Consider the following 22,307-nt stretch of genomic DNA (forward strand, 5'->3'; position numbering starts at 1 on the left):
GCTTTGGCAAGAGCGGCTATCAGCTCGCCGAGAGCTTCATCATGACGAGGCCGGAGACGATCAGTGTCGCGGCGGCGATGCGCATCGGCGTCAGCGCTTCGCCGAGCACGGTGACGCCGACGAGGAAGGCGCCGACCGCGCCGATGCCGGTCCAGATCGTATAGGCCGTGCCGAGCGGCAGCGAGCGCATCGCCAGAGAGAGCAGGGCGAAGCTGCCGATCATCGTGACGATGGTGATCGCGGTGGGCATCGGACGTGTGAAGCCGTCCGACTGCTTCATGGTGAAAGCCCAGACGATCTCGAGAAGGCCAGCGGAAAACAGATAGAGCCACGCCATAGCGGGTCCCCCATGGTTTGCCGGGTCGTCCCGGCACATGTCCCAGGTTGGGGGAGGTCGTGGCCTCGCGGCCGCTGATCTAGCGATCGCCCGGCGTCATGGCAAGGTTTGCAGGCGAAACTTGTGCGGGGATCAGGCGCGGCCGCGCGTGCTGGCATGCGGCTTGACGCGATGCTCCATGAAGTTGCGCAACTCGGTGACGCGGCGCTCGGTGTCGAGCACCTCGCGGTCGAGGCCATGCGCCCAGGCGAGGTCCTGCCGGTCGGGCTCGGCATCGAGCGTCAGCATGTCGTCGAGCCAGGCTTTCGCGGAAGCCTCGTCCTTGCGGAAGCCCTCCTTGATCATCAGCGGCACCCGGCGATCGAGGATCGCGACGATCTGCTTCAGCGAGAATTCGGGATGGTACTGCACACCCCAGAAGGTGCCGCCATTATGCTTGATCTCGGCGGCCTGGACCTGGCTGTAGGCGTTGGAGGCGAGGATCGTCGTGCCGTGCGCCGGCAGCGCGATGGTGTCGAGATGGATCGCGGGCGCATCGAAGGCGGCCGGGCGGCTGGCGAGCAATGCGTGGTTGCGGCCGGCCTCGGTCGGCGTGATCCGACGGGCGAAACCGGTCTCGCGGCCCTTCGGATTGGCGGTGACGGTGCCGCCGGCCGCGACCGAACCGACCTGGATGCCCCAGCAGGAGCCGAAGCAGGGCGTGCCGCTGGCATAGATCGCGCGCATCAGGTCGATCTGGCGCGTCACCGGCGGGGCGGTATCGTAGATGTGCAGGGCCGAGCCGGTCAGGAAGATGCCGTCATAGGATTCAAGCCCTTCGCCGTCGGGGAGGTTCGCGCCCTCGTCGGCCGGCAGGCAGATATCGGAGACGATGCCCGGCTCGATCGCAGCGATCTCGGCGGCATAGGCCTCGCCATAAGCCATGCCATAGGACTGGCGCAGCCCTTCGCGGGTGTCGCGCATATTGCCGTCGACAAAGAGCAGGCGGAGCGGGCGGGCGCTGGTTTCGATCATCGGGACGTTCCGCAGGGATGCGCAGGGCGACGGGCAGGTGTGCGCCCGATCTCATATGAGCCGGGTACACGCAAGGGTATTGCATGAGCCCTTTCTCGCAACAGGGCGGAAACGTGCACCCTACCCAGACCTGGCTGCAACGCGCCTGGGGCAATGCCTACCTGCTGATGGTGTTGACCACCTTGATGTGGGGCTGCAACGCCGTGGCGAGCCGGCTCGCCGTCGGCAATATCTCGCCGATGATGCTGACCTCGCTGCGCTGGGTGGCGGTCTGCGCGATCATGCCCCTGTTGCTGCGCGACCAGCTGCGCGAGCATTGGCCTGTGCTGCGGGCGCATTGGCGGCTGATCGCCGTGCTCGGCACGCTCGGCTTCACCACCTTCAACACGCTGATGTATCTCGCGGCCTATTCGACCAGCGCGATCAATATCGGCATCTTGCAGGGGGCGATCCCGGTCTTCGTGCTGATGGGCGCCTTCCTGGTGTTCCGCACCAGGATCACCCCGATGCAGGCGATCGGCGTCGCGGTGACGTTGCTTGGCGTCGCCGTCACGGCGAGCCGGGGCGACATCCATATCCTCATGGCCTTCCGCTTCGTGCCGGGCGATGTGCTGATGATCATCGCCTGCGTGCTCTATGCCGGCTTCACCGTCGGCGTGCGCAAGCGGCCGGCCGTGCCGGGCCTCGTCTTCTTCACGGCGATGGCCTGCTTCGCCTGCCTCGCCTCGCTGCCGCTGCTGGCGACCGAGATCGCGCTCGGGCGCTCTTACATGCCGACGCCGCAGGGCTGGCTGATCCTCGCCTTCACGGTGATCTTCCCGTCGATCGTCTCGCAGCTCTCCTTCATGAGGGCGATCGAATTGATCGGGCCCGGCCGGGCCGGCGTCTTCGTCAATCTCGTGCCGGTCTTCGCGCCGATCCTCGCCGTGCTGATCATCGGCGAACCCTTCGGGCTCTATCACGCGCTGGCGCTGGCCCTCGTGCTCGGCGGCATTTTCATCGCCGAGCGGCTGGGGCGGTAATCAGACCGGCCGGTCTTTGACCTCGGCCGCGAGATTCATGCCGAGCCGCATCAGCACATCCTTGAGTTTCCGCTTGAGTTCCTCGTCGGTGATCTGCTTGGCGATGCTATAGGCCTGCAGGACGTGACCGGCGACGCGGGAGGTCGCCGTGGTGGATTCGGCACTGCGCTGCTGCGTGACGTCGAAGGCCATCCCGACATAATGGCCGGTGCAGCCTTCCTCTGTCCGATGACATCGGGCGAAGGCTGAGATCAGTCGCTCGCCTGCGGCGGGTACAATCCGATACTCGTAGTGGAAATCGATCGCCGCCCTGACGCAGCGCTCGATCTCCTGCGCTACGCCATCGCGGTCGTCCGGGTGGATGCCGTCGAGATAGGCATCACATCGCGTGCCGCGCATCGCCTCCAGCGGATCGACGTTGAAAAGCGCGGCCATGCGCGCGTCGGCGTAGAGGCGGTCGTTAAGCACGTCCCAATACCACATGCCGACGATGGCATTGTCGTTGAGGCCATCGTCCGTGAACAAGGGGGGCGGCTGTGAGGCTCCCACCCTGAAAACCGAGCTGCCCATGTGCTGTCCCCCAAACGTCAGACTGGAAGAGGGCAACCTGAGGCGCAAGACGAGATAAAGTATAAGCCAGCAACGCTTTTCAGCGCAGCGCCGAGACCGCGAGCCGGGCCACATCCGCCAAAGCCGCCGAGCGCTCGTCGGCATCGGCGCGGGAGCCGGCGAGATAGGTCACGATGACGAAGCGGCGACCATCCGGCAGCGTCGCGACGCCGATATCGTTGGTGGCGTGATTGATGCCGTCCGTGGTGAGGCCGAGCCCGGTGCGATGGGCGAAGCGCGTGCCCGCCGGCAGGCCGGCCTTGAGCCGGTCGGTGCCGACCTTCGATTCCGCCACGATCTTCTCGATGAAGGCGGTGTGGGCGGGATCGCGCAGCCAGTTGCCCTTGGCGAAAGCCTCGAGGAATTGCGCGCTCGCCTCCGGGGTCGAGGCGTCGCGCTTGTCCTTGAGCGCGTTCGACAGGGCGGCGATGCGCAGGCGCGGCCGCATCGCCTTGAGCTCGGCGCGGAAGGCCTTCTCGTCCACCGTGTCATCCCAGCTGAAGCCCTTGAGCCCGTAGATCTCCGGCTGGAACAGGCGCTCGTAGCGGTCGATCGACATGCCCTGGACGCCGCCATCGCGCAGCATCTTCGTCACGACCTGCGGGCCGCCGATCTCGCGCATCAGCAGGTCAGCGGCAGTGTTGTCGCTCTCACCCGCCGCGAGCCGGATCAGTTCGCGCAGAGGATAGTCGTTGCGCTCGCCCTTGAAGCTTTTCACCAGCGGGCTGTGGAACAGCGAGAAATCCTTGCGGGTCACCGTGATCGGCTGGTCGAGCTTGAACTTGCCGGCCTCGACCTGCTGCAGCACCGCGACTGCCAATGGCAGCTTGAAGACGCTCTGCATCGGGAAGGTCTCGGATCCGCGATGCGACCAGAGCTTGCGGTCGCGCAGGTCCATCAGAGCGACGCCGAGGCGGCCCTTCGAGGCCTGCTCGATGCCCTCGATCGCCTTGTCGAGCTTGTCGCGGTCCCAGTCGGCGAGGGCCGGGGCGGCCGTCAGGCAAGCAAGGGCAACGGCGGCGAGGCGGGCAAGGGCAGGCATGGGCGATCCTCTGCGATGGAGCGATCACAGGGCCGTGATATTGCGGCAAGGTTGCGGCGGCACTCAGGCCGGCTCGCCATTCTCCGCATCGCAGAGCGACAGTTCGACCGGGCAATTCTCGATGCCGAAGCATTCCGGCAGGAGCTGCGTCAGCCGCTCGCGGAGGCCGTCCAGCGTCTCGGCCTCGGTGACGATGCCGAGCTCGCCGGTATCGATCGCGTACCAGAGGCCCGCCGCCTCGTCGCGGCGGACCTCGAAATGGATAGGCTCCGCCGCCGCGGCAGGGGCGGCGACGAGAGCCTTCAGCGGGTTGAGCACGATCAGAACTTCAGGCGCCGGGCGCGCTTGACCATCGGGATCTCGTGGATCTTGGCCAGCAATTCGTCCGAGATCGGCTCGTCGACCGAGACATAGCAGATCGCGTCGCCGCCGGGCTTGTCGCGGCCGAGCGCGAAGGTCGCGACATTGACGCCGGCTTGGCCCAGGAGCGAGCCGAACTGGCCGATGAAGCCCGGCTTGTCGGCATTGCGCACGTAGAGCATATGCGGCGCGAACTCGGCATCGACAGCGATGTCGCGGATCTCGACGATGCGCGGCTTGCCATCCTGGAACACCGTGCCGGAGGCGTGGCGCGGCATGTCCTCGGCCTCGACGACGATGCGGATGACGCTTTCGAGATTGCCGGCGACCTCGCGGGTCAGTTCCTCGACGACGATGCCCTTCTCCTTCGCCACCATGGCCGAGTTGACCATGTTGATCTCGGGCAGGAAGGGGCGCAGCACGCCGGTGATCGCGGCAGCCGAGATCGCCTTGAGGTTGAGGCTCGCGACCGCACCTTCGTACTCGATGCGGATGCCCTTGACCGGCGCTTCGGTGAGCTGGCCGAGGAAGGAGCCGAGCTTCTCGGCGAGATCGACGAAGGGCTTTACGCGCGGGGCTTCTTCCGCCGTGATCGAGGGGAAGTTGACCGCGTTGGTGATCGCGCCCTTGAGCAGGTAGTCGCTCATCTGCTCGGCGACCTGTAGGGCGACATTCTCCTGCGCCTCGTTGGTGGAGGCGCCGAGATGCGGCGTGCAGACGACGTTATCGAGTCCGAAGAGCGGGTTCGTCTCGGCCGGCTCGACCGAGAACACGTCGAAGGCCGCGCCCGCGACATGGCCGGATTTGATGAGATCGGCCAGCGCCTGCTCGTCGACGAGGCCGCCGCGGGCGCAGTTGATGATGCGCACGCCCTTCTTCGTCTTCGCCAGATTCTCGGCCGAGAGGATGTTCTTCGTCTTCTCGGTCATCGGGACGTGGAGCGTGATGAAGTCGGCGCGCTTCAGCAGGTCGTCCAGCTCGACCTTCTCGACGCCCAGCGCGACGGCGCGCTCGGCCGAGAGATAGGGGTCATAGGCGATGACGCGCATCTTCAGGCCGATGGCGCGTTCGGCGACGATCGAGCCGATATTGCCGGCGCCGATCAGGCCGAGCGTCTTGGCCGTGATCTCGACGCCCATGAAGCGGTTCTTCTCCCACTTGCCGGCTTGCGTGGACGTATCGGCCGAGGGGATCTGGCGGGCGAGCGCGAACATCATGGCGATGGCGTGCTCGGCGGTGGTGATCGAGTTGCCGAAAGGCGTGTTCATCACGATCACGCCGCGCGCGGTCGCGGCGGGGATCTCGACATTGTCGACGCCGATGCCGGCGCGGCCGATGACCTTCAGGTTCGTCGCCTGCTCCAGCAGCTTGGCGGTTGCCTTGGTGGCCGAGCGGATGGCGAGGCCGTCATACTCGCCGATGATCGCGGCCAGCTTGTCCTTGTCCTTGCCGAGGTTCGGATCGAAGGTCACGTCGATGCCGCGATCCTTGAAGATCTGGACGGCGGCGGGGGAGAGGGCGTCGGAAATCAGGACCTTTGGGGCGGACATGGAAGGCTCCGGCTGGCGCCGCGCTGCACAAGGAGCGGTCTGACGCTGAGAAGGGGGATGGCGCCCCGCCTGTCATTCCGGGGCGGCGAAGCCGAACCCGGAACCCATGACGGGGTGCAACGCTATGGTTCTGGAAGAGGCGGTGGAAAGGGCTCGCCCGGTCGTGGGTTCCGGGTTCGCGGGCAAGGCCCGCGCCCCGGAATGACAGGGCTTAGCGCCTCAGGCCGCCTTCTTGCCGAGCCCGGCCTTGGTCTCGGCGAAGGCATAGGCGATCCAGGGCATGAGCGCCTTGACGTCGCGCGACTGGACGGTCGCGCCGCACCAGATGCGCAGGCCGGGAGGGGCGTCGCGGTAATGGCCGAGATCGTAGCCGGCGCCGGCCTTCTCGATGATCGAGACGACCTGCTTGGCGAAGGCCGCCTGCGCGTCCGCCGGCAGCGCCGTCACGGCCGGGTCGGTGAACTTCAGGCACACGCTCGTGTTGGAGCGCGTCTTCGGCTTCACGGCCAGGAAGTCGATCCAGTCGTTCTCGCGCACGAACTTGGCGATGACGCGGGCATTGCCGTCGGCGCGCTTCACCAGGCCGTCGAGCCCGCCGACCTTCCGGGCCCATTCCAGCGCGTCGATATAGTCCTCGACCGCGAGCATGGAGGGGGTATTGATGGTCTCGCCGGTGAAGATGCCCTCGATCAGCTTGCCGCCCGAGGTCATGCGGAAGATCTTCGGCAGCGGCCAGGCCGGCTTGTAGCTTTCGAGTCGGGCGACGGCGCGGGGCGAGAGCACGATCATGCCATGCGCGGCCTCGCCGCCGAGCACCTTCTGCCAGGAGAAGGTGACGACATCGAGCTTCGGCCAGTCGAGGCGCTGGGCGAAGGCGGCGGAGGTGGCGTCGCAGATGGTCAGCCCCTCGCGATCGTCAGCGATCCAGCTCGCGTCGACGACGCGCACGCCGGACGTGGTGCCGTTCCAGGTGAAGACGACGTCGCGGTTCTTGGTGTCGACCTTCTTGAGGTTCGGCAATTCGCCATAGGGCGCGTCGAAGGTGCGGACATCCGCAAGCTTGAGCTGCTTGACGACGTCGGTGACCCAGCCGGCGCCAAAGCTTTCCCAGCTGACCATGTCGACGCCGCGGGCGCCGAGCAGGGACCAGAGCGCCATCTCGACGGCGCCGGTATCGGAGGCCGGCACGATGCCGATGCGGTAATCGGCGGGGACCTGCAGCACCTCGCGCGTCAGGTCGATCGCAGCTTTCAGCTTGTCCTTGCCGATCTTGGCGCGGTGCGAGCGGCCGAGCGGGGCGTCTGAGAGGTTCTTGAGGGCCCAGCCGGGGCGCTTGGCGCAGGGGCCGGACGAGAAATTAGGCACGCGCGGACGCGTGGTCGGAACGGTATTCGCCATCGATGTCTCCATCCTTACAGATGGGCGCGCCCCGTTGGGGGGGCGTGTCCCGTCGATGGGGGTAGGATGGGAGGGCGGGGGGAGTCAAGCGCGAGGCATATCTGAATGTCAGCTACTTCGCAGCTCGCGCAATCTTTCGTATGCCCTAAGTCCAGCGGTCACTATTGTCTCTTCAAATTGAATATAGGTTGGGGCAATCAAATCTATGTTCGGCCTTTTTCTGCCTTTTATGTAGCGTTGATATATGCCATCTTCCTTTCGGGAATTTCTTTCGAAAAGTTCTCTATATCGGCGAGGTGTTACTCCATAGAAATGCTCGAATTGTACGGAGTTATAGCTCTCATATCGGCCGCGTGACGCTCCTTCGATTTGGATGGCGTCAGAGTGAAGGTCCGATGCTAGGCTCTTTGGGTAGGGTTCTAGAAAAATAACTTCCTTGATGCCGCTAGCAACGATGTGCTTCGCACACATATGGCAAGGGAATGTTGTGCAGTATAGGACTGCGTCCTTTACCGATTGCCCCAAGCGAGCGGCGTCGCTCAAAGCTGACATTTCAGCGTGAACAATTCGCCCGTATTCGAGAGCGTCCATGAATTGTGAATCTTTTACGGATTTCTTATTAAGAAATTCTCCGAACGATATTTTCGATTCGGCTTCTTGAAATATTTCGTTTAAGATTTCTATCTTTCTTGAGTCGTTTGAGTCTTCATTTTTAGTGTATTCTCGTGCGTCATGCGGTAACTCGTCGCACCAATACGTTCCGCCCTTCGCCTTCGGTACCTCATTTGACCCCATTGTTATTATTTCACCAGTGTCCCGAAATATCGCTGCGCCTACCTGCCGCGATAGGTCAAGGGTACGAAGTGCGGCCGCCTTTGCCGCAAACATCCCGTATTCTTTTTTTGTTGGGGAAATCTCATTGGAGGAAAAAACTAATTCGAAAAACCGAGATACCTGTTCTTCGACCGCATTTCGAGACGGAATGTCGCAATTTATAATTACATCGGCATCATGGAATATTTTTGTGAGTTTTTGACCAAATTTATTCGTCTTTTCGTTTTCATCTCGAGCAATCAATTTGTGGGCTATCGGGCGCGCATCCGATTGGTCTGCTGTATTTTTATCGTGGGCGATCTTGTGAGCAAGGTAATTAACTCTGGAATCTTTATTAGAGTAGACTGATACCTGAAAAAACAAGCGACCATAAACCAATCTCAGCAAATCAATCTCTTCTTTTGTTTTGAATTGATGAATTATATAAACTCTTTTCTGATATGAAATCTCCTTATGCTTCAGAAAGTCGCGCTCTCTAGCCTTCATTATCCGATATATCGAGTATGATGCCAATATAGAATTATCGTTGAATATTTCTCTAACATAATTTCCAAACTCAATAAATGAGTCGATCCTCTTATCGAAAGAGGACTCATCAAGCTTGAGCTCAATGTTGAGATCTTTTTTTAATCTCTGAAAATAGTCAGTCACCTTAATTTTGAATACATCATAGCCATTCTGTCGGAAAAAGCGCTCAGTCGCGTCGATTGTTGATTTTAATTCGGCTCCTACTGGAGATACCAAGCCTAAAAAGATTTCTGGGAACTCAAGTCTTTGAAGTGCGTTTTGCACGTTAACGAGCCCTTAATCGTCTGGTAGGATGATTCGTAGCGCGAGGGGAACCGCTCATGCAACAGAAACGTGCAATTGTATCAGAGGCTAATCAAGCCTCTAAGCGAGTTTCCGCGTTAATTGAACGCAGCGGAAGCTATTATTCTGCATGGCTGAATTCGAGCGCTGAAGATGAGGTTGTGAAACTCTCGTCCAAGTGGCGCGAAGAAGTTCTGAAGCAAACTGGAAAAAAGGCTCAATAACACTACATATCGGTTATCTAATCGATAATATAAAAAGTGGTGAGCAGCTTCGTTCGTGAATCCGAAGGTGGAAAAGCCAGCGGGGGCGGTGTCTCGGCTAAAGCGCCCGCCAGTTCCGTGCTGTAGCACGGGGCGGAGAAGTTTTTCCGTTTCTGACCAAAATTTATCCCCGCCTTCACACCCCGAGCTTATCCTCACTCCACCTCGTCCCCGAGGGGCAGCCATCCGGAGGTATGCCGTTGGCGGGGCGGGGGCGGCGCCTGCGGGTGGGGTTACGACTCACTCCCGGGAGGCTTCGGGGCACCGCCCTGGGGGTACTACGGCCCCTGTGCGAGGAGCTCGCTGGAAGGCATGGCGGCACCGCATCTGCGGGGCCAGGACGCGACAAGGCCGGCATCGGACCGAAAAGCGGCTTAGCCCTTTTCGGGATCATCCGCTGCACGAGACAAAGGAGATCGCGCAAGCGTCTCTGCCGAACTGGCGCCCGGGTCCGCAGGTCAGCGAAACGCCCTGCCGTATAAGCGCGGCCCGGAGACTGAAGAACGCCGGCAAGCGGAGCGCCACGGGGCGTGCGGATGGTGGCTTAATCCATCCGCGCCGCATCCTGGCTCAATGGAAGCGGCAAAATACCCCGCGCCTCGCGGCGCTCCGCTGCCCCTCATTTCGAACCCGCCGCGCGATCCGCGCGAGCGGGGCTTCGGCATGCGCGGCAATGCGGGGAAGCGTCCTCAATCCCCCGTCATCGTCATTTCGGCGTCGATCGCCTTCATCTTCGGATTGTTGGCGCAGAAGGCCCTGATCTTTGCCGTGACGGCGGCCGAGTATTCGCTCTTGCGGTGGCCGCCGGATTTCAGCCAGTCGGCGCAGCTCAGCTCCCGGTCGGTGATCCGGGCGGCGGCCGGTGCGGCGAGGACGAGGCCGGCAAGCGCGGCGAGCAAGGCGAGGCGGGGCATGGTCTGGTCCTGAACGGGCGGCCGCATCACAGTCTTGGCCCTCGGGCGCCGCTCCTGCCTTGCGTCGTGGCGGGATGCAAATGCGATTGTCGGGGACCCGATGTGCGGGCAGGGCAGTGCGACCGAAGAGGGCAGGCAGGCGCGGGATTTCGTGATAGGCAGCGGCTCGATCCGAAACAGGTGATGAGACCATGGCCCGCAAGACCCCCGAACAGCTCGCCCAGGAATTCGAGGGCCGCAAGGCCAAGGGGCTGGCCAAGGGTGGGGCGGCGTTCTGGCCGAACATCATCGCCAACGCCGTGCTGAAGCTGACCCAGCAGCGGGCCGAGATCACGCCGGAGGCGCTGATCGAGATGATCGAGCGCGAGGCGCCGACGCTGGAGGTCAAAGTCAGGTCCGGCGCGACGGAGGCCGTCGCGCGCCTGAAGCAGGCCATCGCCAAGGGGTCGTGAACTAGCCCGGCTCGCCGGCGATGACGCCCTTGCGCAGCAGGAAGCAGCCATAGGGACGGGGATCGCCGACCTGAACGACCGCGAAAGCCCGTCGCGCCTGATCGTAGAAGGCGAAGCGCTCGATGCCGGCGAGCGGTGCGGCGCGGCCCAGCGCCTTGTCGATCTCGGACTGCACCGCGCGTTGCACGTCGGGGATCGCGGCGGCATCGCCGACCACTTCCATGCGCCTGAGCGGCTCAGGCTCGAAATCGTCGATCGGCAGCACCGAGAGGATGGCGCGGGCGGCGCGCTGCATCGTCAGGCCGGGCAGGCGGATCAGGCGACTGCTGGTGGTCGAGCTGGCGATGGTCTCAGCCGGGTGGTTGGCATCGACCAGCGCGAGGTCGTCGCCATGGCCCATCGCGGCGAGCACCCAGAGCAGGTCGGCGGAGAGGACGGGGTCGAGATTTTTCAGCATGACGGGCGGCGGCCCCTCTTCGTCAGATAGATGCGGGCGGCGTTGCCGCCGAAGATCGCGGCGCGCTCGGCCGGTGTCAGCGTCGCGGTGAGGCGCTCGGCGGCGACGATCCACTGGTCGTAAGCAGCGGCGAGCGTCGCGACCGGCCAGTCGCTGCCCCAGAGCAGGCGCTCCGGCCCGAAACAGGCGACGAGCTGGGCGACGGCCGGCGCCAGCGTCGCCTCGCGCCAGCCGGGGCCGGCTTCGGTGACGAGGCCGGAGAGCTTGCAGGTCGTGTTCGGCCGCGCGGCCAGTGCCGCGATGCCACCGCGCCAGGCGGAGAGGTCGGCGCCGGTCAGGTCGGGCTTGGCGCCGTGGTCGATGACGACGGGCAGTTCCGTCTCGCGCTCCAGCAGCTTGAGGAGAGAGGGGATCTGCGGCGGCTTCACCAGCGCGTCGAAGACGAGGCCGTGTTGCTTGAGTGCCGCGAAGGCGGGGGCGAGGGCGGGTTTCGCGAGCCAGTCGGGATCGGGGATGTCCTGCACCATCGGACGCAAGCCGACGAGCAGCGGATCGGCGGCGAGCGCGGCGATGCGGGCGGGGGCGTCGGGCGCTTCGAAATCGGTCCAGCCGACGACGCCCGCGATGAAGGGGGTGGCGGCGGCGAGCGCGAGGAGATGATGCGTCTCGGCCTCGGTCGCGGCGGCCTGGACGAGGATGGTCGAGGCGATGTCGTGCTGCGCCAGATGCGGGGCGAGATCGGCGGGCTCGAAATCGCGGTGGATCGGCTTCAGTGCCGGCGTCAGCCAGCCATAGTCGCCACGGGCGAGCCGCCAGAAATGCTGGTGGGAATCGATGCGGGGCGGGCTCGTCACGGGCGGCTCTCGCAGGGGATTCGGCGGCGGGGAGGAAGGATGTGGCGATACTATGTGCACGCCAACATGTTAGCTTGCAACCGGCCCGAAAGGAGATTAGCGTCCAGCCCGATCACGGATGCGGGAGGCGGTCGTCGCCTTATGTTCCGCGCGCCATCAAAGGCCCGAAACGGGCCGTGTTCAAGTCCTGGGGAGGACGCCGATGACCGATAGCATTCTCAAGCCGACCCGCCGTGTCCTGCTGGCCGGTGGCGCCGCCGCGATCGCCTCGCCCTTCGTGCTGCGCAAGGCGCAGGCGCAAGGGGCGTTCGACTGGAAGAAATTCTCCGGCCAGTCGATCGACGTGCTGCTGGTGAAGAACCCGCGCTCCGACCTGATGCAGGCGGCGGAGAAGGAGTTCACCGAACTCACCGGCATCAAGGTCTCGGCCGAGCAGGTGCCGGAGCAGCAGCAGCGCCAGAAGGCGGTGATCGAGTTCGCCTCGGGCAAGCCGAGCTTCGACGTCAGCGGTATCTCGCTGCATGTGCAGAAGCGCATGGCGGCCAAGGGCAAGTGGTTCGAGAATCTCGAGCCCTTCATCAAGAACCCGTCGCTGACCGCGCCTGATTTCGATTTCGCCGATTTCGGCGCCGGCCCGGTGGCCTATGCGCGGCAGGCCGATGGGTCGCTCGATACGATCCCGTTCTTCGTCGATTACTGGATGGTCTACTACAACAAGGAGATCTTCGACGCGAAGGGTGTGGCCTATCCCAAGACGATGGACGAGATGTTCACCGTCGCGCAGAAGCTGCATGACCCGGCGAAGGGCGTCGCCGGCTTCGTCTCGCGCGGCCTGAAGAACGCGAACGTTCCGGTCTGGACCTCGCTGATGCTCGGGCAGGGCATGGAGACGACCTCCACGGATGGCAAGCTGCAGACCGATACGCCGGAGGCGATCTGGGCGGCGGATCTCTACCGCAAGCTCAACAAGGAGACCGGGCCGGTCGGTCAGGTCGGCTTCAACTGGAACGAGTGCCAGACCACCTTCATGCAGGGGCGCGCCGCGATGTGGCTCGACGGCATCGGCTTCGCCACGCCGCTGGAGGACCCGACCAAGTCGCGCATCGTCGGCAAGGTCGGCTATGGCGTGACGCCGCCGGGGCCGAAGGCGCACCATGCCGGCATGTTCGCCGACGGCATGGGCATCTCGCGCGGCTCCTCCAAGAAGGAGGCGGCCTGGCTCTACCTGCAGTTCATGACCAACAAGAAGAACCAGATCGCCATGCTCAAGGCTGGCGCGGGCGCGCCGGGCCGGTCCTCGGCCTATCTCGACACCGAGACGATCGCGCAGTCGAAGTTCGGCAAGCAGTATTTCGACTGCCTGCTGGCCTCGGCCAAGGTCGCGCGGGCCGGCCTGCCGCAGATCGTGCCGGTGACCGAGTTCCGCGACGTATTCGGGGTGGCGCTGACCAATGCGATCGGCGGGGCGGATGTCGCGGCCGAGCTGAAGAAGGCGACGGAGACCTTCGCGCCGGTGCTCGCCAAGAGCGAGCAGGGCTGAGCGGCGCGATCCCCTCTCCCCTTGCGGGAGAGGGCTAGGGTGAGGGGTCTCTCGACGCGGATCGTGAGCTGAGCACCGGACTTTCAGGACCTGCGCGACCCTCATCCGCCTGCCGGCACCTTCTCCCGCAAGGGGAGAAGGGAGCGGTGGTGTCGCATCGTTCAATGATGAGACGTCGTGCTTGCGAGACACGGCATGACGAGTGATTTCCAGTGAAGCAGAACGCATGACCAGCACGTCCCTGCCAGCCAGCATGCCGAGTACGACACAAGCGAACGCGGCGGCTGCTTCGGCGGATTTCACGCCGCGCTACTGGCTGTTCTCGCTGCCGGCGGTGCTGGTCATCGGGGCGGTGATCGTCTTCCCCTGGCTGTTCACGCTCTACATGTCCGGGCAGGACTGGAAGATCGGCGGCGGGGTGGAATTCGTCGGCCTCGGCAATTTCGCCGAGCTGATGAAGGATCAGCGCTTCATCGAATCGATGGGGCATACGGCCTATTTCACGGTGCTGGCGGTGGTGCTGCCGATCGTGTTCGGCACGGCGGCGGCGCTGGTCTTCCATCGCGAGTTCCCGTTCCGAGGCCTGCTGCGCACGATCTTCGTCATGCCGATGATGGCGACGCCGGTCGCGGTCGCGCTGGTCTGGACGATGATGTTCCACCCGCAGCTCGGCGTGCTGAACTATCTGCTCTCGCTCGTTGGCATCGGGCCGTCCGGCTGGGTCTACGAGCCCTCGACGGTGATCCCGACGCTGGTTCTGGTCGAGGTCTGGCACTGGACGCCGCTGGTCATGCTGATCGTGCTCGGCGGATTGGCCGGGCTGCCGCGAGAACCTTACGAGTCCGCGCTGATCGACGGCGCCAATGACTGGCACATGTTCCGGCACATCACGCTGCCGCTGGTCTGGCCGTTCATCATGGTCGCGATCGTGATCCGCACCATCGATGCGCTGAAGGCCTTCGACACGATCTTCGTGATCACGCAGGGCGGGCCGGGCACGGCGTCCGAGACGCTGAACATCTTCCTCTATCTGCAGGCCTTCCAGTTCTACAAGATCGGCTATGCCTCGGCCGTCGTGGTGATTTTCTTCGTCATCATCATCATGCTCTCGCTGCTGCTGCTCTATGCCCGGCAGAAGTCGAAGTGGAACGCGTGATGAACCGCACGCTCAAAAAGTTCGGCTTCTGGGCTTCGGTTTTCGTGCTGGTCTCGCCGGCCGTGCTGGTCTTCCTCTGGATGATCTCGCTGTCGCTCAAGAACGAACTCGACAACACCGCTTTCCCGCCGGTTTTCATCCCGAACCCGCCGACGCTGAAGAACTATGTCGATGTCTTCGCGCAGAACAATTTCGGGCTCTATCTCTGGAACTCGATCCTGGTCACGGGCGGGGCGGTGCTGCTCGGCCTGCTGGTCGGCGTGCCCGCCGGCTACGGCATCGCGCGCGGCAAGGCGCATAAATTCGCGGTGCTGATCCTGGTGGCGCGGATGACGCCGGCGCTCTCCTACCTGATCCCGCTCTTCCTGTTGTTTCAAATCACAGGATTGGTGGGTTCCATTACGGCGCTGGTCATCACCCATCTCGTCATCACCATCCCGATCATCGTCTGGATCATGATCGGGTATTTCGAGAACGTGCCGATGGAGCTGGAGGATGCCTCGCGCATCGACGGCGCCACGACCTGGCAGGCGTTCCGCCATGTCGCGCTGCCGCTGGCCAAGCCCGGCATCGTCGTCGGCGGCATCCTCGCCTTCATCTTCTCCTGGAACAACTTCATCTTCTCGGTGGTGCTTGGCGGCAAGGCGAGCCGGACGCTGCCCTCGGCCGTCTACAACTCGCTGACCTTCGAGCAGATCTCCTGGGGGCCGCTCGCTGCCGCGGCGCTGCTGGTGACGCTGCCCGTGCTCCTCGTCACCGTCATCGCCCAGCGCCAGATCGTCGCCGGCCTCTCCGCGGGAGGCCTCAAGGACGGCTAGCACATGCTTCCGGAACCGCTTGCGGACGGCTCTGCCTTCATACTAACATGTCAGTCAACGTTCAGCCCTGAAAGCTCACCCCATGGCCTCCGACAAGACCCGCTTCGGCCTCTCCTGCGCGATCACCACCCCGATGCGGGATGGCGGGAGCATCGACCTGCCGCGCCTCGTCCATCACGCGCGCCATGTGCTGGCCGAGGGCTGCGATTCCGTCACGCTGTTCGGCACGACGGGCGAGGGCGCGGCGCTGGGTCTCCCGGCGAGGACCGCGATGATGGGGGCACTGATCGGAGCGGGGATCGACCCGGCCAGGCAGATCTATGCCGGCATCGCCGCGGCCTCGATGCATGAATCGGTGGAGCAGGCACAGCTCGCGCTCGATGCCGGGGCGAAGGGATTGCTGGTCGCGCCGCCCTTCTACTTCAAGGGCGTCAGCGACGAGGGGCTCTATGTCTGGTTCTCGCAGTTCTTCGAGAAACTCGGCGCCTCCGCCCGCAATGTCGTGCTCTATCACATCCCGTCGGTGACGGCGGTCGATATCAGCGTCGGCCTCGTGCAGCGGCTCAAGACCGCGTTCCCGGGCCTCGTCATCGGCGTGAAGGATTCCTCGGGCAGCTACGCCAATACCGAGGCGCTGCTGAAGGCGCATGGCGAGCTGGCCATCCTCGTCGGCGACGAGCGCCAGCTTGCCAAGGCGGTGCGCAACGGTGCCGAGGGCACGATCTGCGGCCTCGCCAATCTGGTGCCGGGGCTGCTGCGCCCGATGGTCTACGAGGGCAAGGACAGCCCAGTGGTGAGCGCGCTGGTCGATGAGATCTGCTCGCATCCGGTGCTGGCGGCGGTGAAGGCGCTGGTCGGCCATATCCATGGCGATGACGGCTATGGCGCGATGCGCCCGCCGCTGGAGGCGCTGGACGAAGGCGCGCGCAAGCGGCTCTTCGCCGCCTTCGATTCGATCAGGCAGGCCAAGGCCGCCTGAGAAGGAGCCTAAAGGAGGGATCGTGAACGAGTCGGAGCAGGAACCGCGCGAGGGCGAACCGCTGAAGCTGAGGGAGCGCGCCTATGCCTCCTTCACCGAGCGATTGCTGGCGCGCGAGATCAAGCCCGGCCAGTTCGTGACCCAGCGCGAGCTCGTCGCGATGACCGGGTTTCCGCTTGGCGCCATCCGCGAGCTGGTGCCGCGACTGGAGGCGGAGGGGCTGATCAAGACGGTGCCGCAGCGCGGCATGCAGGTCGCCCATGTCGACCTCAACCTGATCCGCAATGCCTTCCAGTTCCGGCTCTTCCTCGAGAAGGAGGCGACGGCGCTCTACACGCAGAACGCGACGGATGATGAGATTGCCGAGCAGCGCGCCCGTCACGAGGCAATCATCACGCGGGCCGAGGCGGGCGGCGATGAGCGCCTGATCGAGGACGCCGAGGATGTCGACCGGCTGATGCACGAGGCGATCATCGACCATCTCGACAACGATATCGTCAGCCAGGCCTTCCGTGTGACCTGGCTGAAGATCCGGCTGATCCGCCAATACGAGACGCGCATCCAGAACCACATCCTGGTGCCGGTGATGCAGGACCATCTCAAGATCATCGCCGCGATCGAGAGCCGCGACCCGGAACGCGCCGCGGACGAAATGAGCATCCATATCGGCAACGCCCGCGCGCGGGCGATGCAGTACTGACGACCGAGGACGACGACGCAAGACGCAACGCATCATGACGACGAGCCGGAAAACCGGCCGCACGGGAGGGAAACGACGATGACGAAACTGACGAAACGCAGCTTTCTCCAAGGTTCCACCGCGGCCGGTGCGGCCGTGTTCATGCCGACGATCGCAAGGGCGCAGGCGATCGTGCTGCGCTGGGGCGAGATGCTGCCGGCGACGCATCCGCAGGTGCAGATGGTCGAGCGCATCGCCAAGCAGGTGAAGGAGAAGACCTCCGGCCGCGTCGACATCCAGTCCTTCCCCGCCGGCCAGCTCGGCTCCGGCAAGGACATGATGGAATCGGTCGCTTCCGGCGCGCTGACCATGACGACGGACGGCGCCGCGGCGCTCGGCTCCTTCCTGCCGCAGCTTTCGGTGGTGGAAGCGCCCTATCTCTGGCGCGACGCTGCCCATATGGCGAAGGTCGCCAAGGCGCCGGTCTTCACGCAGATGAATGCCGAGCTCGAGAAGAAGCGCGGCATGCGCATGGCCGCCGTGACTTATTACGGCAAGCGCCATCTCACGACCGGCTCCAAGGCGGTGAAGAGCGCGGCGGATGTCGCGGGGCTCAAGCTGCGCGTGCCGCCGGTCGATACCTTCCGCGCCATGGTCGAGGCCTGGGGCGCCAAGGCGACGCCGGTCAATTTCAACGAACTCTACCTCGCGCTGAGCCAGGGGGCGGTCGATGGGCAGGAGAACCCGCTACCAACGATCCACAGCGCCAAGCTGCAGGAGGTGCAGAAGCACCTGATCCTGACCGGACACATCATCACGCCGCGGCTCGTCATCGTGAACAGCGATTTCTGGAAGGGGCTGAAAGACGCCGACCGCAGCGTGGTGGAAGCCGCGATCGCGGATGGCGTCGCATGGCAGGATGCGGAGCTGGCGAGCCAGGAGGGCAGCCTCGTCGCGACGCTGAAGGCGGCCGGCATGACCGTGACCGAGCCTGATCTGGAGAGCTTCTCCAAGCCCGTGCTGGCGAGCCTGCCGAAGCAGTTCGAGAGCAAATGGGGCAAGGGCACCTGGGATGCGCTCGCCGCGCTTTAGGGCGTTGCTCGCTTAGGCTCTCAACGCGTCATTCCGGCTCTCAGCTTCGCCGCGGCCGGAATGACGGCGGCCTGGCCATGTGAATCAAGGAAGCCGATGGTCTCCGTGAAATCCCTCGCCGCATTGGCGGACCGGCTGGTGTACTGGGCCGCTGTCGTGCTGCTGCTCTCGCTGCTTACTGTGGTGGTGCTTGGCGTATTCTTCCGCCAGATCAACCAGCCGCTCGCCTGGTCGGACGAACTGGCGCAGTACCTGCTGGTCTGGACCGGCTTCGTCGGCTGGATCATCGCGGGGCGGCGGCGTTCGCATATCCGCATCATGGTCTTCGCCGAGAAGCTGCCCCGTCCGGCGCAAGCGGCCTTGGAGATCGCGACGCAAGTTGCGGTGATCATCTTCGCCGGGGTCCTGCTGCGCTATTCCTGGGCGCTGATCGAGCGGACCTGGGACGTGGAATCGATCGCGCTGCCGATCTCATCCGCCGCGCTCTACATCGTCATGCCCTTCGCGGCGCTGGCGCTGATCCTGCAGGCGCTGGCGGAGGTCGGCGACGTGCTCGCCGGGCGCAAGGTCGCGGTCGCGGAGCCGGGAGCGCAGGCGCTATGACCACGCTGATGCTGCAGATCCTGCCGGTCTGGTTCCTGGCGCTGATGATCGGCGTGCCGCTCTTCGTCTCGATGGGGCTGGCGGCCATCGCCTTCGCCTTCCTCGGTGGCTTCCCGCTCGGCATCGTGCCGCAGAAGATCGCGCAATCCGCCAATTCCTTCCCGCTGCTGGCGGCACCGCTGTTCATCCTGATGGGCAACATCATGAACTCGGCGGGGATCACCGACCGAATCTTCGGTTTCGCCACGGCCTGCGTCGGCTTCATGCGCGGCGGGCTCTGCCACGCCAATATCCTCGCCAGCGTGATCTTCGCGGGCATGTCAGGCTCGGCTGTCGCCGATGCCGGCGGCGTCGGCACGCTCGAGATCAAGGCGATGCAGGACGAGGGCTACGATGCCGAGACGGCCGCCGCGATCACGGCTGCCTCCGCGACGATCGGGCCGATCATCCCGCCTTCGCTGCCGATGGTGATCTATGGCGTCACCGCCGACGTCTCGATCGGCGGGCTGTTCATCGCCGGCATCATTCCGGGCCTCCTGATGGCCGGCGCGCTGATGGCGATGGTCGTCTACATTGCCCGGAAGCGCGACCTGCCGCGCCATCCGTTTCCGGGCGCGCGCCAGCTCTGGGTCGCCTACAAGGAGGCACATTGGGCGCTGATGACGCCGGTCATCCTGTTCGGCGGCATGATGGGCGGCATCTTCACGCCGACCGAGGCGGCGGCGGTCGCGACCGCCTATGCGCTGGTGCTAGGCCTCTTCGTCTATCGCAGCTTCACGCTGAAGAGCCTGCCGGAGCTCGTGGTCCAGACGGTCGAGACCACCGGCGTCGTGCTGGCGCTGGTGATGGCGGCGGCGGCGCTCGGCTGGTGCCTGTCGATCTCGCGCATTCCGCAAGTGGTCGGGCCGGCTCTCGTCGAATTCGCCGGCAGCCCGATCGTCTACCTGCTCATCGTCAACCTCCTGCTGCTCTTTGTCGGCTGCTTCATGGAGGCGCTGGCGGCGATGCTGATCCTGATCCCGATCCTGACGCCGGCGGCGGCGCAGTTCGGCATCGATCCGATCCAGTTCGGGCTGATCTTCGTGCTCAACCTGATGATCGGCACGATCACACCGCCGGTTGGGGTGGTGCTGTTCGTGACGTCGAAGGTCGCGAACATCTCCTTCGAGGCGATGTCGCGAGCGATTCTGCCCTGGCTTGCGCCGCTTGTCGCCGTGCTGATCGCGATCACGCTCTGGCCGCCGCTGACGACCTGGCTGCCGCAATTGATCATGGGGCGCTGAGAGTGTTCGCTCGGGTACTGTTGGCGCGGGGGCGTTCCTCGTTTACCGCCCCTCCGGCTCGCCGCCATTGTCGAGGTAGCGGCTCACGGGAATGACGATCTCCTCGTCCAGCGTGCCGATCGCCGCCTCGTCCTTGTCCTTGTAGGGTACCAGTCGCAGGACGTGGCGGATGGCGTTCAGCCGGGCGCGAAGCTTGTCGTTGCTGCGCACGACATACCAGGGCGCGGCTTCGGTCGAGGTGCGCGAGAGCATCTCGTCGAAGGCGCGGGAATAGTCGTCGAAGCGCGGGATCGACTCGAAATCGATCGGCGAGAGCTTCCAGCGCTTGAGCGGGTCGTACCAGCGGGCGTGCAGGCGCGTCATCTGCATCTCGCGCCCGATCGTCAGGAAGAGCTTGATCAGGCGGACGCCGTCGCGGGCGAGCATGCCCTCGAAGGCGGGCGCCTCGTCAAGGAAATGCTCGGTTTCCTCCGGCTTGCAGAAGCCCATGACGCGCTCGACGCCGGCACGATTGTACCAGGAGCGGTCGAAGAACACGATTTCGCCGGCTGTCGGCATCTGCGCGGCATAGCGCTGGAAATACCATTGACCCCTCTCGGTATCGGAGGGTTTCGACAGGGCGACGATGCGGGCCTGGCGCGGATTGAGATGCTGGGTGAAGCGGGCAATGGTGCCGCCCTTGCCGGCGCCATCGCGCCCCTCGAAGACGATGACGATGCGCTCGCCATGCTTGGCGGCCCAGCGCATCAGCTTCTGCAGTTCGATCTGCAGCGGCTCCATCTCGCGGTCGTAGCGCTTGCGCTTCATCCGCTTGCCGTAGGGGTAGTTACCACTGTGGTAGGCGGCGTCGACGATGGCTTCCGGCAGGCTGTCGGCCTCGATGTCGAAGCCTTTCACCTTGCGGGATTTGGTGCGGGCCTTGGCCGGCCGGGCGTGATCATCCGACGGCACGACGATGGGTTCCTTGACGTCCGAGCCTGAGAACTTCTTGGCCATCATGATATCTCCGCTTCGGCAGCAGCCTAGCCGGCTAGGCCGCGGAAGGGAATTGACGCCCGCCGCGCTTCCGCTCAGGAAGAGGCCCCGTCGGCATCCGCCGTCTGTCTCCGGGCTTTCCATGGTCGACCTATCCGCTTCCAATGCCGCGCTGGTGCGGGACGTGATCGAGGCGTCCGGCGCGCCGGCCGTTCTGCTCGACGGCCAGGGCGTGGCGCAGGCGCTGAGCCCGGCCATGCAGGCGCTGATCCCGGGCGTTGCCGTCGGGAAGCTTCTCGCGCTGGTGCTGCGCGACCCCGATCTCAACGATGCGATCGAGCAGGTCGCGGTCGAAGGCGGGCGCAAGACCGTCGAGCTCGTCGAGCGTGTGCCGGTCGAGCGCACCTTCCGCATCCATATCGCCGCGCTGAAAGACAGCGGCCTGCGCCATGCGACGCTGCTGACCTTCCAGGACCTGAGCGAGCAGCGCGTGATCGAGCGCATGCGCGTCGATTTCGTCGCCAATGCCAGCCATGAACTGCGCACGCCACTGGCCTCGCTGCTCGGCTTCGTCGAAACCCTGCAAGGGCCGGCGCGCAACGACGAGCGGGCGCGCGAGCGCTTCCTCGGCATCATGCGCGAGCAGGGCCTGCGCATGGCGCGGCTCGTCGACGACCTGCTCTCGCTGTCGCGGATCGAGCAACGCGCCCATGTCGCGCCGGATACTCCGGTCGACCTTGCCGGCATCGCCCGCGAGATCGTGGACTCGCTGACGCTGATGGCCAGGGAGCGCGATGTCACATTGGCGCTGAAGACGCCGCGCGAGGCCTTGCAGGTGCCGGGCGACCGCGACGAATTGCTGCGCCTGATGGAGAACCTCGTCGAGAACGCGATCAAATACGGCAAGCCCGGCGGCGAGGTCGCGATCACCGTCGAGACCGGCGAGGGCGAGGCCAGCTTCAGCGTGCGCGACGACGGGCCGGGCATCGCGCCGGAGCATCTGCCGCGCCTGACGGAGCGTTTCTACCGGGTCGACACCGCCGCGAGCCGCGAAGCCGGCGGCACGGGCCTGGGTCTCGCCATCGTGAAGCATATCGTGCTGCGCCATCGCGGGCGCCTGACGATCGAGAGCAAGCCGGGCGAGGGCGCGACCTTCAAGGCGATCCTGCCACGCTTCGAGGCCGGGCGAGCCCACGGCTAGACGGTGCATGCGGGCATCTATGACAGCTTTCATGACGGATTGTCATTTGGCTGTCATACAGAGGG

At 64.6% G+C, this 22,307-nt stretch carries 24 protein-coding genes; 12 read left to right on the forward strand and 12 right to left on the reverse strand.

What is annotated here, in order from left to right; genetic code table 11:
• Nucleotides 1–19 precede the first annotated feature (19 nt).
• Both AC07NY_RS05015 and AC07NY_RS05020 read right to left on the reverse strand, forming a co-directional pair.
• Nucleotides 20–337 (reverse strand): DMT family transporter, encoded by a 318-nt coding sequence (locus tag AC07NY_RS05015; RefSeq protein WP_494582243.1) that lies wholly within the window; start codon nucleotides 335–337, stop codon nucleotides 20–22.
• Between the two features lie 132 nt (nucleotides 338–469).
• Nucleotides 470–1,351, reverse strand: a complete 882-nt coding sequence (locus tag AC07NY_RS05020) for a type 1 glutamine amidotransferase (protein WP_494582244.1) — start codon at nucleotides 1,349–1,351, stop codon at nucleotides 470–472.
• Between the two features lie 83 nt (nucleotides 1,352–1,434).
• Between AC07NY_RS05020 and AC07NY_RS05025 the strand changes: the two genes are divergently transcribed.
• Nucleotides 1,435–2,373 (forward strand): DMT family transporter, encoded by a 939-nt coding sequence (locus tag AC07NY_RS05025; RefSeq protein ID WP_494582245.1) that lies wholly within the window; start codon nucleotides 1,435–1,437, stop codon nucleotides 2,371–2,373.
• Here AC07NY_RS05025 and AC07NY_RS05030 read toward each other — a convergent pair whose 3' ends face one another.
• The 6 genes from AC07NY_RS05030 to AC07NY_RS05055 form a co-directional block, all read right to left on the reverse strand.
• Complete coding sequence (locus tag AC07NY_RS05030) at nucleotides 2,374–2,898, reverse strand: PAS domain-containing protein (protein WP_494582246.1); 525 nt, start codon at nucleotides 2,896–2,898, stop codon at nucleotides 2,374–2,376.
• Nucleotides 2,899–3,022: 124 nt separating this feature from the next.
• Nucleotides 3,023–4,024: a class A beta-lactamase gene (bla, locus tag AC07NY_RS05035; RefSeq protein WP_494582248.1), complete on the reverse strand. Its 1,002-nt coding sequence runs from the start codon at nucleotides 4,022–4,024 to the stop codon at nucleotides 3,023–3,025.
• 63 nt (nucleotides 4,025–4,087) lie between these two features.
• Complete coding sequence (locus AC07NY_RS05040; protein ID WP_492285112.1) at nucleotides 4,088–4,342, reverse strand: DUF1902 domain-containing protein; 255 nt, start codon at nucleotides 4,340–4,342, stop codon at nucleotides 4,088–4,090.
• Nucleotides 4,343–4,344: 2 nt separating this feature from the next.
• Nucleotides 4,345–5,934 carry a phosphoglycerate dehydrogenase gene (serA, locus tag AC07NY_RS05045; RefSeq protein WP_494582249.1) on the reverse strand — a complete coding sequence of 530 codons (1,590 nt, stop codon included), beginning with the start codon at nucleotides 5,932–5,934 and terminating at the stop codon, nucleotides 4,345–4,347.
• Between the two features lie 219 nt (nucleotides 5,935–6,153).
• A complete protein-coding gene (locus tag AC07NY_RS05050) occupies nucleotides 6,154–7,332 on the reverse strand; it encodes a phosphoserine transaminase (RefSeq protein ID WP_494582250.1) in 1,179 nt (392 codons plus the stop codon).
• 108 nt (nucleotides 7,333–7,440) lie between these two features.
• Nucleotides 7,441–8,958: an anti-phage dCTP deaminase gene (locus tag AC07NY_RS05055; protein ID WP_494582252.1), complete on the reverse strand. Its 1,518-nt coding sequence runs from the start codon at nucleotides 8,956–8,958 to the stop codon at nucleotides 7,441–7,443.
• A 56-nt stretch (nucleotides 8,959–9,014) separates the two neighbouring features.
• Here AC07NY_RS05055 and AC07NY_RS05060 point away from each other — a divergent pair, with 56 nt between their 5' ends.
• Nucleotides 9,015–9,200 carry a hypothetical protein gene (locus AC07NY_RS05060; RefSeq protein WP_494582254.1) on the forward strand — a complete coding sequence of 62 codons (186 nt, stop codon included), beginning with the start codon at nucleotides 9,015–9,017 and terminating at the stop codon, nucleotides 9,198–9,200.
• A 728-nt stretch (nucleotides 9,201–9,928) separates the two neighbouring features.
• Here AC07NY_RS05060 and AC07NY_RS05065 read toward each other — a convergent pair.
• A complete protein-coding gene (locus tag AC07NY_RS05065; protein WP_494582255.1) occupies nucleotides 9,929–10,153 on the reverse strand; it encodes a hypothetical protein in 225 nt (74 codons plus the stop codon).
• Nucleotides 10,154–10,344: 191 nt separating this feature from the next.
• Here AC07NY_RS05065 and AC07NY_RS05070 point away from each other — a divergent pair, with 191 nt between their 5' ends.
• On the forward strand, nucleotides 10,345–10,605 hold the full coding sequence (locus tag AC07NY_RS05070; protein ID WP_494582256.1) for a hypothetical protein: 261 nt from the start codon (nucleotides 10,345–10,347) through the stop codon (nucleotides 10,603–10,605).
• Between the two features lies 1 nt (nucleotide 10,606).
• On the opposite strand, the gene AC07NY_RS05075 is transcribed toward AC07NY_RS05070, so the two are convergent.
• Both AC07NY_RS05075 and AC07NY_RS05080 read right to left on the reverse strand, forming a co-directional pair.
• Nucleotides 10,607–11,062, reverse strand: coding sequence for an RbsD/FucU family protein (locus AC07NY_RS05075; protein ID WP_494582257.1), 456 nt, complete (start codon nucleotides 11,060–11,062; stop codon nucleotides 10,607–10,609).
• Nucleotides 11,056–11,916: an amidohydrolase family protein gene (locus AC07NY_RS05080; RefSeq protein WP_494582259.1), complete on the reverse strand. Its 861-nt coding sequence runs from the start codon at nucleotides 11,914–11,916 to the stop codon at nucleotides 11,056–11,058. The genes AC07NY_RS05075 and AC07NY_RS05080 overlap by 7 nt, the downstream gene beginning before the upstream one ends.
• Nucleotides 11,917–12,118: 202 nt before the next feature.
• On the opposite strand from AC07NY_RS05080, the gene AC07NY_RS05085 reads away from it, so the two are divergent.
• From AC07NY_RS05085 to AC07NY_RS05120, 8 genes are all read left to right on the forward strand, one after another.
• A complete protein-coding gene (locus AC07NY_RS05085) occupies nucleotides 12,119–13,456 on the forward strand; it encodes an ABC transporter substrate-binding protein (protein WP_494582261.1) in 1,338 nt (445 codons plus the stop codon).
• 226 nt (nucleotides 13,457–13,682) lie between these two features.
• On the forward strand, nucleotides 13,683–14,612 hold the full coding sequence (locus AC07NY_RS05090) for a carbohydrate ABC transporter permease (protein WP_494582262.1): 930 nt from the start codon (nucleotides 13,683–13,685) through the stop codon (nucleotides 14,610–14,612).
• Complete coding sequence (locus tag AC07NY_RS05095) at nucleotides 14,612–15,430, forward strand: carbohydrate ABC transporter permease (RefSeq protein ID WP_492285102.1); 819 nt, start codon at nucleotides 14,612–14,614, stop codon at nucleotides 15,428–15,430. The genes AC07NY_RS05090 and AC07NY_RS05095 overlap by 1 nt, the downstream gene beginning before the upstream one ends.
• A gap of 82 nt (nucleotides 15,431–15,512) precedes the next feature.
• Nucleotides 15,513–16,409, forward strand: a complete 897-nt coding sequence (locus tag AC07NY_RS05100; protein WP_494582264.1) for a dihydrodipicolinate synthase family protein — start codon at nucleotides 15,513–15,515, stop codon at nucleotides 16,407–16,409.
• 22 nt (nucleotides 16,410–16,431) lie between these two features.
• Entirely contained in the window at nucleotides 16,432–17,109 is a 678-nt protein-coding gene (locus AC07NY_RS05105) for a GntR family transcriptional regulator (RefSeq protein ID WP_494582266.1), read from the forward strand.
• Between the two features lie 78 nt (nucleotides 17,110–17,187).
• Complete coding sequence (locus AC07NY_RS05110) at nucleotides 17,188–18,180, forward strand: sialic acid TRAP transporter substrate-binding protein SiaP (RefSeq protein WP_494582268.1); 993 nt, start codon at nucleotides 17,188–17,190, stop codon at nucleotides 18,178–18,180.
• Nucleotides 18,181–18,285: 105 nt separating this feature from the next.
• Nucleotides 18,286–18,783: a TRAP transporter small permease gene (locus AC07NY_RS05115; RefSeq protein WP_492285098.1), complete on the forward strand. Its 498-nt coding sequence runs from the start codon at nucleotides 18,286–18,288 to the stop codon at nucleotides 18,781–18,783.
• Complete coding sequence (locus AC07NY_RS05120) at nucleotides 18,780–20,066, forward strand: TRAP transporter large permease (RefSeq protein WP_492285097.1); 1,287 nt, start codon at nucleotides 18,780–18,782, stop codon at nucleotides 20,064–20,066. Before AC07NY_RS05115 ends, AC07NY_RS05120 begins: the two co-directional genes overlap by 4 nt.
• 42 nt (nucleotides 20,067–20,108) lie before the next feature.
• Here the strand turns inward: AC07NY_RS05120 and ppk2 are convergent, their stop codons facing one another.
• Nucleotides 20,109–21,017: a polyphosphate kinase 2 gene (ppk2, locus tag AC07NY_RS05125; RefSeq protein WP_494583691.1), complete on the reverse strand. Its 909-nt coding sequence runs from the start codon at nucleotides 21,015–21,017 to the stop codon at nucleotides 20,109–20,111.
• 166 nt (nucleotides 21,018–21,183) lie between these two features.
• Between ppk2 and AC07NY_RS05130 the strand changes: the two genes are divergently transcribed.
• Complete coding sequence (locus AC07NY_RS05130; protein WP_492285096.1) at nucleotides 21,184–22,242, forward strand: ATP-binding protein; 1,059 nt, start codon at nucleotides 21,184–21,186, stop codon at nucleotides 22,240–22,242.
• Nucleotides 22,243–22,307 lie beyond the last annotated feature (65 nt).

The organism is Allobosea sp. GW821-FHT09G06 (assembly GCF_059416005.1).

What these genes read in the sequence shown, in the direction of transcription:
- serA (WP_494582249.1), bottom strand. Translation starts at nt 5,934, where the DNA reads ATGTCCGCCCCAAAGGTCCTGATTTCCGACGCCCTCTCCCCCGCCGCC.
- AC07NY_RS05020 (WP_494582244.1), bottom strand. Translation starts at nt 1,351, where the DNA reads ATGATCGAAACCAGCGCCCGCCCGCTCCGCCTGCTCTTTGTCGACGGC.
- AC07NY_RS05130 (WP_492285096.1), top strand. Translation starts at nt 21,184, where the DNA reads ATGGTCGACCTATCCGCTTCCAATGCCGCGCTGGTGCGGGACGTGATC.
- AC07NY_RS05060 (WP_494582254.1), top strand. Translation starts at nt 9,015, where the DNA reads ATGCAACAGAAACGTGCAATTGTATCAGAGGCTAATCAAGCCTCTAAG.
- AC07NY_RS05110 (WP_494582268.1), top strand. Translation starts at nt 17,188, where the DNA reads ATGACGAAACTGACGAAACGCAGCTTTCTCCAAGGTTCCACCGCGGCC.
- AC07NY_RS05075 (WP_494582257.1), bottom strand. Translation starts at nt 11,062, where the DNA reads ATGCTGAAAAATCTCGACCCCGTCCTCTCCGCCGACCTGCTCTGGGTG.
- AC07NY_RS05050 (WP_494582250.1), bottom strand. Translation starts at nt 7,332, where the DNA reads ATGGCGAATACCGTTCCGACCACGCGTCCGCGCGTGCCTAATTTCTCG.
- AC07NY_RS05015 (WP_494582243.1), bottom strand. Translation starts at nt 337, where the DNA reads ATGGCGTGGCTCTATCTGTTTTCCGCTGGCCTTCTCGAGATCGTCTGG.
- AC07NY_RS05090 (WP_494582262.1), top strand. Translation starts at nt 13,683, where the DNA reads ATGACCAGCACGTCCCTGCCAGCCAGCATGCCGAGTACGACACAAGCG.
- AC07NY_RS05070 (WP_494582256.1), top strand. Translation starts at nt 10,345, where the DNA reads ATGGCCCGCAAGACCCCCGAACAGCTCGCCCAGGAATTCGAGGGCCGC.
- AC07NY_RS05095 (WP_492285102.1), top strand. Translation starts at nt 14,612, where the DNA reads ATGAACCGCACGCTCAAAAAGTTCGGCTTCTGGGCTTCGGTTTTCGTG.
- AC07NY_RS05100 (WP_494582264.1), top strand. Translation starts at nt 15,513, where the DNA reads ATGGCCTCCGACAAGACCCGCTTCGGCCTCTCCTGCGCGATCACCACC.
- AC07NY_RS05025 (WP_494582245.1), top strand. Translation starts at nt 1,435, where the DNA reads ATGAGCCCTTTCTCGCAACAGGGCGGAAACGTGCACCCTACCCAGACC.
- AC07NY_RS05120 (WP_492285097.1), top strand. Translation starts at nt 18,780, where the DNA reads ATGACCACGCTGATGCTGCAGATCCTGCCGGTCTGGTTCCTGGCGCTG.
- AC07NY_RS05065 (WP_494582255.1), bottom strand. Translation starts at nt 10,153, where the DNA reads ATGCCCCGCCTCGCCTTGCTCGCCGCGCTTGCCGGCCTCGTCCTCGCC.
- bla (WP_494582248.1), bottom strand. Translation starts at nt 4,024, where the DNA reads ATGCCTGCCCTTGCCCGCCTCGCCGCCGTTGCCCTTGCTTGCCTGACG.
- AC07NY_RS05085 (WP_494582261.1), top strand. Translation starts at nt 12,119, where the DNA reads ATGACCGATAGCATTCTCAAGCCGACCCGCCGTGTCCTGCTGGCCGGT.